The organism is Bifidobacterium kimbladii (assembly GCF_032193675.1).
Classification (GTDB): domain Bacteria; phylum Actinomycetota; class Actinomycetes; order Actinomycetales; family Bifidobacteriaceae; genus Bombiscardovia; species Bombiscardovia kimbladii.
In genome coordinates this window covers 40,056-52,926 of sequence record NZ_JASTZZ010000003.1, presented here as the reverse complement: position 1 = coordinate 52,926, position 12,871 = coordinate 40,056, and the positions used below count along the sequence as shown (strand labels likewise).

8 protein-coding genes are annotated in these 12,871 nt (G+C 65.8%); 3 read left to right on the top strand and 5 right to left on the bottom strand.

Annotation, left to right across the window (positions count from 1 at the left end; genetic code table 11):
- Positions 1-2: 2 nt before the first annotated feature.
- From QRX41_RS04910 to QRX41_RS04895, 4 genes are all read right to left on the bottom strand, one after another.
- The gene (locus QRX41_RS04910; protein ID WP_197071161.1) at positions 3-974 is read right to left on the bottom strand and encodes a shikimate dehydrogenase family protein; all 972 of its coding nucleotides are present in this window, start codon (positions 972-974) and stop codon (positions 3-5) included.
- A gap of 49 nt (positions 975-1,023) precedes the next feature.
- Positions 1,024-3,324 carry an excinuclease ABC subunit UvrC gene (gene uvrC / locus QRX41_RS04905; protein WP_045924439.1) on the bottom strand — a complete coding sequence of 767 codons (2,301 nt, stop codon included), beginning with the start codon at positions 3,322-3,324 and terminating at the stop codon, positions 1,024-1,026.
- Positions 3,321-6,242, bottom strand: coding sequence for an excinuclease ABC subunit UvrA (gene uvrA / locus QRX41_RS04900; protein WP_313839348.1), 2,922 nt, complete (start codon positions 6,240-6,242; stop codon positions 3,321-3,323). The genes uvrC and uvrA overlap by 4 nt, the downstream gene beginning before the upstream one ends.
- Positions 6,243-6,404: 162 nt before the next feature.
- Positions 6,405-7,007 carry a DNA-3-methyladenine glycosylase I gene (locus QRX41_RS04895; protein ID WP_313839101.1) on the bottom strand — a complete coding sequence of 201 codons (603 nt, stop codon included), beginning with the start codon at positions 7,005-7,007 and terminating at the stop codon, positions 6,405-6,407.
- A gap of 184 nt (positions 7,008-7,191) precedes the next feature.
- On the opposite strand from QRX41_RS04895, the gene QRX41_RS04890 reads away from it, so the two are divergent.
- Both QRX41_RS04890 and QRX41_RS04885 read left to right on the top strand, forming a co-directional pair.
- Entirely contained in the window at positions 7,192-8,376 is a 1,185-nt protein-coding gene (locus QRX41_RS04890; RefSeq protein ID WP_313839099.1) for a TspO/MBR family protein, read from the top strand.
- A gap of 117 nt (positions 8,377-8,493) precedes the next feature.
- Entirely contained in the window at positions 8,494-10,095 is a 1,602-nt protein-coding gene (locus tag QRX41_RS04885; RefSeq protein ID WP_313839098.1) for an ABC-F family ATP-binding cassette domain-containing protein, read from the top strand.
- 21 nt (positions 10,096-10,116) lie between these two features.
- On the opposite strand, the gene QRX41_RS04880 is transcribed toward QRX41_RS04885, so the two are convergent.
- Positions 10,117-10,806, bottom strand: a complete 690-nt coding sequence (locus tag QRX41_RS04880) for an MgtC/SapB family protein (RefSeq protein ID WP_313839096.1) — start codon at positions 10,804-10,806, stop codon at positions 10,117-10,119.
- A gap of 136 nt (positions 10,807-10,942) precedes the next feature.
- On the opposite strand from QRX41_RS04880, the gene QRX41_RS04875 reads away from it, so the two are divergent.
- On the top strand, positions 10,943-12,850 hold the full coding sequence (locus tag QRX41_RS04875; RefSeq protein ID WP_313839094.1) for a bifunctional ADP-dependent NAD(P)H-hydrate dehydratase/NAD(P)H-hydrate epimerase: 1,908 nt from the start codon (positions 10,943-10,945) through the stop codon (positions 12,848-12,850).
- The last annotated feature ends 21 nt before the right edge of the window (positions 12,851-12,871 follow it).

Below are 12,871 nucleotides of genomic sequence, written 5' to 3'. Positions count from 1 at the left end.
CGTCATGCCTCCCTCAAGGCTTGGTCCATGGCGGCCACAGGAACAGCGGCCAAGGGTCGGTCGGTCATCAGCGCCACCTGACGCACGGCTTGATAAAGCAGCATTCGTTCGCCGCTGATGGCCCGTGCGCCCGGCCGTCGGCAGAAGGCCTTCATGAGCGGGGTGGGCCGGGGGTCATAGACCACATCCAGCAGGACCGGGCTCATGCGACTGCCGCCATCAGCTGTATTGAACAAATCGGCCAGGGGGTCGGCTGCACCCGAAGGCAGGGTGGAGACGACAATATCAGCCTTGGTCAATGCCCTTTCAGCTGCCTCAGCCCGGTCCATGGCGGTCACGTTTGGTTCAGGCAGACCCAATCGAGAGGAAAGGTCCAGCATGTGGTCACAGTGCTCCGGGTTGCGGGCCAGCAGGTCCGCACGCTCGGCCCCCAGCACCTTCAAGGCACAGAAGGCGGACTCGGCGGTGTTCCCGTTGCCGATGACCAGGGCCTGCGCTCCCCCATACGGTTGGTCAGGAAGCCGGTCCTGCCGACCCTGACCGGCTGCCTTCAGCAGGGCGGCCAGATCGTCAGGGTCGTCGTCGGCCCGGCAGCGGTCGGCAGCCTCCAGCAGGGCGGCCACGATCCCCTCCACGTCGGTGTTGTACAGGGACAGGCCATTGGCTGGGCCGCCCTGTGCAAAGACTGCTGTGTTGGCCACTTTCAGGGTCTGGGACCAGCAGTCACGAAAATCGCCCAAGGGTCCGACGGCACTCTTCAAGGGCATGGTCAGGCTGAGACCGGCCCAGGACTGGTCAAGGCCATGGATAAAGTCCGCCAGGCCGTCAGCGTCCATGCGCACACGGTCGTAACGCCAGCCGTCTAGGCCAAGCGCAGCATAGGCTGATCTATGCAGGAGAGGCGAAAGGGAATGGCTGATGGGGTCGCCCAGGACGGCACAACGACGATCAGCCCCATTCATATCTGCAATCACGCACCAATCAAGATCAGGGCATGGCCTTCTGCCAGCCTTCTGAGCCATTTTATCGCTGGCTGTCCCCGGCCTGGTCCTGGTCGCTGTGCAGGGCCTGGTAGATGGCCTCGGCCTTGGCGGAGCCGATGCCCTTGACGGCCTCCAGCTCCTCCTGGGATGCCTGGCGCATGCGCTTGACCGACCCGAAGTGATTGAGCAGCTTCTTCTGGTAGGCGGGGCCGATGCCCGGAATCTCGTCCAGGGCCGACCGGAGGGCACCCTTGCGCCGGGTCTGCCGGTGGTAGGTGATGGCGAAGCGGTGGGACTCGTCGCGCACCCGCTGCAGCAGGTACATGCCCTCGGACTGGCGCTTGAGGATGATGGGATAGTCGTCGTCGGGCACCCAGACCTCCTCCAGGCGCTTGGCCAGCCCGCACAGGGCCACATCGTCCACCCCGCAGTCGTGCAGGGCCCGGGCGGCGGCGGTCACCTGGGGCTTGCCGCCATCGACCACGATCAGGTTGGGCTTGTAGGCGAAGTGGCGGGCGGCGGTGTTCTGCTGGACGATGGCCCCCTCCTCCTGCTCCACCAGTTCGGGTGCCTTGTCGTTGGCCTTTCGCTCGGCCTCCATGCTGTCGCCGCTGTCGCCTGCGATGTTGCCGTGGCGGAAGCGGCGGGTCAGGGTCTCGTAGATGGCGCTCATGTCGTCCACAGCGCCCTTGCCGTCCTCGCCTCGGATGGCGAATCGGCGGTATTCGGACTTCTTGGGGACCGCGTCCTCGAAGACCACCATGGAGGCCACCTGGAACTGGCCGCCCACGGTGTTGGAGATGTCGTAGCACTCGATGCGCAGCGGGGCGCGGTCAAGACCCAAAGCCTTGGCCACGTCGTTCATGGCCTGGGTGCGGGTGCCCATGTCGCTCATGCGGCTGAGCTTGCTGCGCTGCAGGGCCTGACGGGCGTTGGCGTTGGCCCGGTCCATCAGGGACTTCTTCTCACCCCGGCTGGCCACCCGGATGGTCACTGAGGACCCGCGCAGCCCCCGCAGCCACTCCTGCAGGTCGCCGGTCCGGTCGGGCTGGATGGGGACGATGACCTCGGGAGGCACCGGGGAGATGGGGGCCAGCAGGTCGGCGCGTCCGGTCTGATCCTGATGCTGGTGTCGGCTCCTGGTGGCCTTGGCCCGGGCCTCGGCATCCAGGGCCGTGACCCTCTGGGTGGAGCCCATGGCATCCCTGTCCTGGCTGATGGAGACCTGGGTCTCGGAATCCCCAGGCAGCTTGTGCAGCTCGCTGTCGTTCTCATTCATCAGATCCGAGTAGACCTGCACCAAGAGGTCGCTGATCAGCTCGCTGTCGGAGACGTCCTCGACCCGCTCCACGCTCCAGTTGCGTTCGCCGCGAATGGCGCCCGAGCGCACGAAGAAGGCATGGACCGAAGCCTCCAGTTCGTCAGAGGCCACGCCGAAGACGTCCACATCCACGTTGGAGGCGAAGGCCACGGCATTCTGCTCGATGACCGTGTCCAGCATGGCGATCTGGTCGCGCAGGCGGGCGGCCTTCTCGAAGTCCAGCTCCTTGCTGGCCTTCTGCATGCTCCTGGTTAGCCCGGCCCGGTAGCTCTTGCCCAGCCTGCCGGTGATGACCCCGGTCAGCTCCGTGCACAGACGCCGGTGGTCGCTGGCGCTGATCCGGCCCACACAGGGGGCTGAGCACTTGCCGATGGAGGCCAGCAGGCAGGGGCGGCCGCTGAGCTTGGCCTTGCGGAAGACGCCGGGGGTGCAGGTGCGCACCGGATAGGTCTTGAGCAGGGCGTCCAGGGTGTGCTTCATGTCCCAGACCTTGGCGTAGGGGCCGAAGTAGCGGGTGTCGTGCCGCTTGCGCACGCGGGTCATCCATACCCGGGGGAACTCCTCGCCCACGGAGACGGCCAGGTAGGGGTAGGTCTTGTCGTCGCGCAGCTTGACGTTGAAGTGCGGATCGAACTCCTTGATCCAGGTGTATTCAAGGGTCAGGGACTCCAGGTCGGTGCCCACCACGGTCCACTCCAGGCTCCGGGCCGTCAGCACCATGGTCTGGGTGCGCGGGTGCAAGTTCTCCAAGGGCTGGAAGTAGTTGGTCAGACGGTTGCGCAGGTTCTTGGCCTTGCCCACGTAGATGACCCGGCCGTCGCCGTCCCGCCACTTGTAGACCCCCGGCTGGGCGGGGATGTCGGAGGTCTTGGGGCGGAAGAGGTCCCGGCTGTCTCCCAGCAGGGGCGCGCCGTTCTTGTTGACGCCGGTCGTAGTGCCGGTGGCGGACTCCTCCTCCAGGGCTTGGGCGGTGCGTCGCCATACCTGCGGCGTGTGCCGCTCGAAGCAGCTGCGGGTCATGATCGTGTGGCCTTGGCTACCTTGGCGGGATCGAGCATGGGCTTGAGGTACTTGCCGGTCCAGCTGTCCGGGTTGGCGGCCACCTGCTCCGGGGTGCCCTGGGCCACCACGGTGCCGCCGCCGTCGCCGCCCTCCGGTCCCAGGTCGATGATCCAGTCGGCGGTCTTGATCACATCCAGGTTGTGCTCGATGACGATGACCGTGTTGCCCTTTTCGACCAGGCCGTGCAGGACCTTGAGCAGCTTGCGCACGTCCTCGAAGTGCAAGCCCGTGGTGGGCTCGTCCAGGATGTAGACGGTCTTGCCGTCGGAGCGCCGCTGCAGCTCGGTGGCCAGCTTGACCCGCTGGGACTCCCCCCCGGACAGGGTGGGCGCCGGCTGGCCCAAGCGGATGTAGCCCAGGCCCACGTCCACCAGGGTGTCCAGGTAGCGTGCGATGGAGGGATAGGCCTTGAAGAAGCGGGCGGCCTCCTCGATGGGCATGTCCAGCACATCCGAGACGGTCTTGCCGTTGTAGGTGACCTCCAGGGTCTCCCTGTTGTATCGCTTGCCATGGCAGGTCTCGCACTGCACGTAGACGTCGGGCAGGAAGTTCATCTCGATCTTGATGGTTCCGTCACCGTGGCAGGTCTCGCAGCGGCCGCCCTTGACGTTGAAGGAGAAGCGGCCTGGACCGTAGCCGCGCACCTGGGCCTCGGGGGTCTTGGCGAAGAGCTGGCGGATCTTGTCCCAGACGCCGGTGTAGGTGGCCGGGTTGGAGCGCGGGGTGCGGCCGATGGGGTTCTGGTCCACGTGGATGACCTTGCGCACCTGGTCCACGCCCTCCACCCGGGTGTGCTTGCCGGGCACGATGCGGGCGTTGTTGAGCTGGTCGGCCAGCACCGGATAGAGGATGGAGTTGACCAGGGTGGACTTGCCGGAGCCGGAGACGCCGGTGACCAGGGTCATGACCCCCAGCGGGAAGGAGACCTTGAGATTCTTCAGGTTGTTCTCGCGAGCCCCCACCACGGTCAGCTGACGGGTCTTGCTGGTCTTTCGACGGCGCTTGGGCACCTCGATGGAACGGCGTCCGGCGATGTAGTCTGCTGTGATTGAACGCGAGGCCTTGACCAGGTCCTGCGAGCGCCCTGAGAAGATGACCTCCCCGCCGTGCTCGCCGGCTCCCGGGCCGATGTCGACCAGCCAGTCGGCCTGGCGGATGGTGTCCTCGTCATGCTCGACCACGATCAGGGTGTTGCCCAGGTCGCGCAGCCGCTGCAGGGTCTTGATCAGCCGGTCGTTGTCCCGCTGGTGCAGGCCGATGGAGGGCTCGTCCAGCACGTACATGACGCCCACCAGGCCCGATCCGATCTGGGTGGCCAAGCGGATGCGCTGGGCCTCGCCGCCGGAGAGGGTGGCTGCCGCCCGGGACAGGGTCAGGTAGTTCAGACCCACGTCGTTGAGGAAGCGCAGGCGGGCGCGGATCTCCTTGAGGACCTCCCCGGCGATCTTGGCCTGGGCGCCCTCCATGTGCAGGCCCTCAATCCACTTCAGGCTGGCGGAAATGGCCATGTCACAGACCTGGGCGATGGACAGGCCGTCCACGGTCACGGCCAGGACCTCGGGCTTCAGGCGCTTGCCCTGGCAGACCTGGCAGGGCACCTCGCGCATGTAGGACTCGTAGTACTGCTTCATGGGCTGCGAGTCGGTCTCGTCGTGGCGGCGCATCAGGGTGCGGACCACGCCCTCGAACCCGGTGGTGTACTCGCGCAGGCGGCCCCAGCGGTTCCGGTAGGAGACGTCCACCTTGAAGTCGTGCCCGTACATGACGGCATGGCGGACCTCCTCGGGCAGGTCCTTCCAGGGGGTCGAGGTGGAGAAGCCCATCTCCTTGGCCAGGCCGTCCAGCAGGTGGCCGTAGAAGCGCTGCTGGCTCTTGGTGCCGCTCCAGGGCTCCACAGCCCCGTCCTTGAGGCTCTTCTCCGGGTCGGGCACCACCAGCTCGGGGTCGATCTCCAGGTTGAATCCCAGGCCGGTGCAGGCCGGGCAGGCTCCGTAGGGGGCGTTGAAGGAGAAGGTCCGGGGCTCGATCTCGTCCAGCTCCAGCTCGTGGCCGTTGGGGCAGGAACGCTTTTCGGAGAAGGGCTGGCGGCGCCCGGGATCCTTGGCATCCAGATCCACGAAGTCGGCCACCACCGTGCCCTTGGCCAGCCTCAGTGCGGTCTCCACAGAGTCGGTCAGCCGCTGGCGCATGCCCTCGCGGATGACCAGCCGGTCCACCACCACCTCGATGGTGTGCTTCTTCTGCTTGGTCAGCTTGATGGAGTCGGACAGCTGGTGCATGTCCCCGTCGATGATGGCCCGGGAGTAGCCGTCGGAGCGCAGGAGCTCCAGGGTCTCAACGAACTCGCCCTTGCGGCCCTTGACGATGGGGGCCAGCAGCTGGAAACGGGTCCCCTCCGGCCTGGACATGAGGGTGTCGACGATCTGCTGCGGCGACTGGGCCCGCACCTCGGCCCCGCAGACCGGGCAGTGGGGAATGCCTGTCCTTGCGAAGAGCAGGCGCAGGTAGTCGTAGACCTCGGTGATGGTGCCCACGGTGGACCGGGGGTTGCGGTTGGTGGTCTTCTGGTCGATGGAGACGGCCGGGCTCAGGCCCTCGATGAAGTCCACGTCGGGCTTGTCCATCTGGCCCAGGAACTGGCGGGCATAGGCGGAGAGGGACTCCACGTAGCGGCGCTGGCCCTCGGCGAAGAGGGTGTCGAAGGCCAGGGAGGACTTGCCGGAGCCCGACAGGCCGGTGAAGACCACCATCCGGTTGCGGGGTATGGACAGGTTGACGTTCTTGAGGTTGTGCGCCCGGGCTCCTTGGATGACGATCTTGCGGTCGTTGGGCACCGTGGACAGGTCCGCCACCAGGGACCCCTTGGATTCGATCATGCGCGGGTTCTCGATGGCCGCGTCCACTGTCGACTTAGGCTTGTTCTGCTGCTTCACGTGCTTCCCATCCGCTTCCCTGAAGACCCATGGCCAAGGCTGAGGCCAAAGCCTGACCATACTATCGCCGGGGCCGAATAATTCGAACAGGTGTTCGACGACGGCTTAGATGGCCGGGGCGGGCGGATCCAGGGGCGGACAGCCGCAGCCGTTGAGGAAGCAGTCGTGCTGATGGTCGTTGATCATGCCGGCCGCCTGGAGAAATGAATGGACCGTCACCGGTCCCAGGAAGCGCAGACCCAGGTCGCGCATGTCCTTGCAGACGATGGCCGACAGGTGGTCGTAGCGCGGTATGGACGGATCGTCCGGGTAGTCGTGGTTGATGGTCAGCCCGCCGGTGAAGGACCAGCAGTAGCGGTCGAATGCCTCCCCGGGAAATCGGTGGGCGATCAGGGCGGCATTGGCCACGGTGGCTTCGATTTTCCGCCGATTGCGGATGATGGACGGGTCAGCCATGAGAGAGTTGATTCGGTCGGCATCGAAGGCCGCGACCGCTTGAATATCGAAGTTGTCGAAATCCTTGAAGAGGGCTTGGCGGCGATGCAGGACCAGCTGCCAGCTGAGCCCGCACTGGAATATCTCCAGGGAGAGCATGGCGAAGAGCCTCTGGGAGCCGTGCAGGGGGCGGCCCCACTCATGGTCGTGGTAGCTGCGCATGAGCGGATCATCCACCCGAGCCCAGTCGCATCGATATACAGGTTCGGCCATGCTGCACTCCCCTTTCCGGCATGTGGCTTCAGGCTAGCACCGGCGGCCGCCCGGTCCGGGTGGTCAATACCACTGAGCCGGGCTGGCCGATTTAGAGTTGAAGCAGAGGCCGGTCGGCCCATGCCCGGGGCCATCCCCATGGCGGCGGTACGGTTGCGGCCGGCAAGGAGAGGAAGCATGTGCCATGACTGACAAGGACAATCCGCGCAGACTCTGGACCGACGACGAGGACCCGGTCGAGAGGGCCAAGCGCACCTCCCCTGCCATGCAGGGCAGCCAATCAAATTCACACTCGTCATCGGCAACCCAGGAATCGAGAAATGAAAGTGCGGCATCTTCGGGTGCGTCGGCTTCAAAGTCATCTACTCCAAATTCGTCTAGCTCAGGTTCATCGCCTTCGGGTGCACCAGCCAAAAAGTCTGACGAGTCGTCGAAGAAGGCATCGACGGCAAAAACCAGTGCCGACGAGACCGCCAATGGAGACAAGAGTCATCCTGATCGCAGCGGCAATGAGTCAGCACAGGACCATGCAAAGGAGCAGCAGCAAAAGCAGGGTCAGTCCGAAAAGGGGCAGGAATCCTCCAAGGGTCACGGCTGGAAGCTGTTCGAGGACATCCTGCTCTGGGTGGCCTGGGTGGCCATGGTGGGCTTCAACGGCTATGCGGAGGTCTACCACTTCAATGGCACGACCGTGGGCGGGCTGGCTCGCAAGGTCGATCTGTGGATCATGCCCGCCAGCTACGTCTTCGCCATCTGGGGGGTCATCTACATCGCCCTGGCCATCTGGCTCTTCCGCTTCTGCCTGGCCGGGCCAAGCCGCAAACGCCTGGGCTTCCTGCCCTTTACGCTGAGCGGGCTGCTCTTCGTGGCCACCTGCTGCCTGAACATCTCCTGGCTGGCCCTGTGGCACATGGAACGCAACTTCTGGGCCCTGGTCATCATCCTCATTCTGACCGTGCTGGCCTGGATGCTCTACGCCCTGGTGCGCCGGGACGCCACCAAGGCCGGAACCCCCACCGCGGCCAAGGCCCTGGACTGGATTCCCCTGTCGATATACGCCAGCTGGCTGAGCGTGGCCACCCTGGTCAACGCCGGATACATGGTGGTCGCCGGGCACAAGGTCGGCGACGCCGTCCAGGGATTCGCCACCATCATCGTGGTCGGTGCGCTCCTGGCGGTCGCCTACCTGATGAACAGGCATGGCAAGGACTGGGTCTTCGGCCTGGTGGTCATCTGGGCCTGCCTAGGCATCGGCATCAGGATCTTCTCCTTCGCGGCCGCCATGGGCGTGCTGGTCATCGCCCTGACCGCCGTGGGCGCCTTCCTGGTCTACTTCCCCTGGGACAAGTTCAGGCTGGTCCGCCGCTGACCCATCCATGATCCATCCATTGCCCCGTCAGCCGAGACGCACTGGCGGGGCTTGCTTCTTGCTACCATGATTCCTTGCAAGTTTTGAATCCATGAGGAAAGCGGGGTCGGAGGCGGCATGGCTATTGAGGCGCAGGGACTTGAGATCCGGATAGGTGCCCGACTACTGCTGCAAGCCACCGACTTCCATGTGACCAAGGGCGACCGGATCGGCCTGGTGGGCCGCAACGGCGCCGGCAAGACCACGCTGACCCGGGTCATCACCGGCGACATGCTCCCCTCGGCCGGCAAGGTGCGGGTGACCGGACAGCTGGGGTACCTGCCCCAGTCCACCCATGCGGGCGACTCCGAGCAGACCGCCCTGGACCGGGTCATGAGCGCCAGGGACATCGCCTCCATCATCCAGCGGATGCGCAAGGCCGAGACCGAGATGACCAGTCCCGACCCCAAGGTCATGGAAAAGGCCATGAAGCGCTACGACAAGGCCCAGCAGGACTTCGAGAACGCCGGCGGCTATGCGGCCCAATCGCAGGCCATCGTCATGGGCGAGAGCCTGGGGCTGAGCCAGGAGACCCTGCAGCAGGCACTGGGCACCCTCTCCGGCGGTCAGCGCCGACGGGTCGAGCTGGCCAGGATCCTCTTCTCCGACGCCGACACCCTGATTCTGGACGAGCCCACCAACCATTTGGATGCCGACTCCATCGAATGGCTCAAGGGCTACCTGCGCCGGTTCGAGGGCGGCTTCCTGATCATCTCCCACTCCACCGAGCTGCTGGACGAGACCGTCAACCGCATCTGGCACCTGGATGCCCAGCGTTCCTGCATCGACATGTACACCATGGGATGGAAGGCCTACCTGCGCCAGCGGGTGGTCGACGAGGAGCGCCGCCGCCGCGAACGCGAGGTGGCCGAGAAGAAGGCCGATCGCCTGATGCGGCAGGGCATCCGCCTGCATGCCAAGGCCACCAAGGCCGTGGCCGCCCAGAACATGATGCGCCGCGCCCAGCGCCTGCTGGCCGACACCCAGGAGGCGGAAAAGGCCGAGAAGGTGGCGGACCTGCGCTTCCCGGATCCTGCTCCCTGCGGCCGCACGCCCATCATGGCCGAGGACCTGTCCAAGGCCTACGGCTCCAACATCGTCTTCGCCGGCATCAACCTGGCCATCGACAAGGGCTCCCGGGTGGTCATCCTGGGGTACAACGGCGCTGGCAAGACCACCACCCTGCGCCTGCTGGCCGGCATCGAACAGCCCGACACGGGCAAGGTGACCCTGGGGCATGGGGCCAAGATCGGCTACTTCGCCCAGGAGCACGACACCCTGGATAACGACGTCACCGTTCTGGAGAACCTGCAGCATGTGGCCCCTGACCTGGACAACACCCAGGCGCGGACCATCCTGGGCTCCTTCCTCTTCTCAGGGGACGACGCCATGAAGCCCACCAAGGTGCTTTCGGGCGGCGAGAAGACCCGCCTGGCCTTGGCCACCCTGGTGACCAGCCGGGCCAACGTCCTTCTGCTGGACGAGCCCACCAACAACCTGGACCCCGCTTCACGCGAGGAGATACTCAAGGCCATCGCCAAGTACGAGGGGGCCATCGTGCTGGTCACCCACGACGAGGGGGCCGTCAAGGCGCTCAACCCCGAGCGGGTGCTGCTCATGCCCGACGGTGATGAGGACCTCTGGAGCGACGACTACCTGGATCTGGTGGCCGAAGAGTAGGCAGCCACAATAGCGAGCGGGTCAGTCGTCCTCCCCCAGGACCTCCACGCCCTTGACCCCTGGGGTCTGACCAATGGATTCCACCAGCTCGGTCACATCCCCCTTGCCCAGCAGGTTGACGGTGACATCGGCGCCCTTCCAGGCATCCCGGCGCAGCTCGTGGATGGTCAGCACCCGGGATTCGAATCCCATGCGGGTGGCCAGGAGCAGGGATTCGCGCAGACAGCCGTGGCCATCCTGATATACGATGCGCAGGACCGTGTTCTGACGGTTGCGCAGGAACCACTTGAGGATGGGCGCGATGACCAGGACGGCCAGAAAGTAGAAGACGACCGCCAGGATGGCGATGGCGAAGAGCTGGACCCCGCAGGCCATGCCCACTGCGGCAGCCACCCAGATGGCGCTGGCCGTGGTCAAGCCCTTGACCGAGTCGTGGTTGAAGAAGATGACCCCGGCACCGATGAAGCCGATGCCTGAGGCCACGCCGGCCGCAATTCGCGAGGCGTCCCAGGAGTAGTTGCCCACAGCGGCCTGGATGCCGTAGAGGGAAACCATGGTGAACAGGCAGCTGCCCAGGCCCACCAGAATATGGGTGCGGATGCCGGCGTCGTGTTTGAGGAACTCGCGCTCGAAGCCGATCAGGCCACAGAGCACCACCGTCAGGACCACCGCCATAATCTGCCCTTGATTCGGCATTGCGAATCCCTGCATGTATTTCCTTCCTGCCCTCGTAAATAGGCAGACCTTATAACGCTTGCAGGACAAGGCCATCGGATAGAGTGGAGCCAGCACGTGGCCGGCCGTGCCGCCGCCGCACGTGGACCTTTTGAATGAGGGGTGTGATGCCATGAAGCCGTCACCAGATGAACGCCGCGAAGCCCGCCGGACTCTGGCCACCAGCGCCTATACCGCCGACATGATCCGATCCTTGGAGCAGCCGTTTTTGGATGACGGGGTGCCCCTGATGCGTATCGCCGCCGGATCCCTGGCCTCCGTGGCCGACGTCATGCTGACCCAGGCCGGGCTGGAGCCGGCAGGAGCCAGGATCGTCCTGCTGGCAGGAGCCGGCAACAATGGCGGCGACGGGCTCTATGCCTCGGCTGACCTGGCCGGGCACGGAGCCGACGTGACCGTGGTGGCGACCGGGCGGAGCCTGCACCAGGGCGGGTTGGACGCCCTCCTGCGCGCCGGCGGAGTGGTCACGGCCCTGGATCCCCAGGCAGCCATCCCCGGTTGCGAGGCACCGGCCGGCCCGGACCAGGCCTCCGAAGAGCTGGACCAGGCCCTGGAGCTGTGCCGACAGGCGGATCTGATCATCGATGCCATGACGGGCATCGGCCTCAAGGGGGCGCTGCGCGGCATCCCCGCCGCTCTGGCCGCGGAACTGGGCATGGAGGGCGGCCTGCCCGACAGACCAGCCTGGCACGACCCCGCCAATCAAGACGGGCCCCTGGTGCTGGCCGTGGATACTCCCTCCGGCGTGGACATTGATGAAGGCACCCTGCCCGGGGCCTACATACCGGCGGATGTGACCGTGACCATGGGAGCCATGAAGCCCTGTCTGATGCTGCCTCCGGCCGCCTATGTCTGCGGAAGAGTCGTCCTGGTGGACTTCGGCTTCGACACCTCGGCCCTGGTCCCCAGCGTCTCCTGCATGAACGCCGAGGACTGCGCCGGACTTTTGCGCGCGCCCCGGGTGGATGACACCAAGTACACCAGAGGCGTGGTTGGGCTGGTCACCGGATCCGCGCTCTACCATGGCGCGGGGCTGCTCTCCAGCAGGGCGGCGGCCAGCGGCAACGTGGGCATGATCCGCTACTGCGGCCCCGAGCAGGTGGGCGATCTGATCCTGCAGGAGCTGCCCGAGACTGTCCTGGGCCGCGGAAGGGTCGAGTCCTGGGTGCTGGGTTCGGGTGTGCCCACCCGGCAGGCCCAGGAGGCCGCTGGACCTGAAGGCCAGGACGATCAGCGGGATCTGATTGCCGACATACTCAACCGACAGGCCGCGGACCTGGACGAGGACGAGGCAGCGGCCGATCCGCCGGTGGTCGCCGATGCCGGAGCCCTGGACCTGCTGCCGGACCGGCTGGGGCCACGCACCGTCCTGACCCCGCATGCGGGCGAGATGGCCGCCCTGCTCAACTCGCATGGCGAGAACGTGGACGGCGACCAGGTCATGGCCGAACCCCTGCACTGGGCTGTCCGCGCCTGCCAGCTGACCGGGGCCACCATTTTGCTCAAGGGGGCCATCACACTGGTTGTCGGCGAGGATGGGACCGACCGCCCCCGGGTCATGACCACCGGCTTCGGCCCGGCCTGGCTGTCCACGGCCGGATCAGGGGACGTGCTTTCCGGCACCATCGGAGCGCTGCTGGCCCAGAACGCCGGACCGATCCAGGATGATGCCACCCTGATGGCGGATCTGACGGCAGCTGCGGCCTTCCTGCACGGACTGGCCGGTTCTTTGGCCAGCGGCGGCAGGCAGACCGGCTGGGAGCAGCCGCTGATCTTCGACCCCCGCAAGCCCCAGGATTTCGCCGATCTGGTAGCCGAGGACAGCCAGCGGGATGGCCACGGGACTGTTGCAGGACCCATGGGACAACCGATTCGCGCCGGGCAGGTGGCCGATGCCCTGCCCAGGGCCATAGGGCTGGTCATGTCAAGAGCCGAGGGAACTGCCGACCAGAACGACCAATCCGCCCAGGATGGGGACGATGCCTCTCAGTTCTTCGAGAACAGCTCGCTTTGGTTCTAAACACGTCATCAGCAAAGGAGT

What these genes read in the sequence shown, in the direction of transcription:
- QRX41_RS04895 (WP_313839101.1), bottom strand. Translation starts at nt 7,007, where the DNA reads ATGGCCGAACCTGTATATCGATGCGACTGGGCTCGGGTGGATGATCCG.
- QRX41_RS04890 (WP_313839099.1), top strand. Translation starts at nt 7,192, where the DNA reads ATGACTGACAAGGACAATCCGCGCAGACTCTGGACCGACGACGAGGAC.
- QRX41_RS04880 (WP_313839096.1), bottom strand. Translation starts at nt 10,806, where the DNA reads ATGCAGGGATTCGCAATGCCGAATCAAGGGCAGATTATGGCGGTGGTC.
- uvrA (WP_313839348.1), bottom strand. Translation starts at nt 6,242, where the DNA reads ATGATCGAATCCAAGGGGTCCCTGGTGGCGGACCTGTCCACGGTGCCC.
- QRX41_RS04875 (WP_313839094.1), top strand. Translation starts at nt 10,943, where the DNA reads ATGAAGCCGTCACCAGATGAACGCCGCGAAGCCCGCCGGACTCTGGCC.
- uvrC (WP_045924439.1), bottom strand. Translation starts at nt 3,324, where the DNA reads ATGACCCGCAGCTGCTTCGAGCGGCACACGCCGCAGGTATGGCGACGC.
- QRX41_RS04885 (WP_313839098.1), top strand. Translation starts at nt 8,494, where the DNA reads ATGGCTATTGAGGCGCAGGGACTTGAGATCCGGATAGGTGCCCGACTA.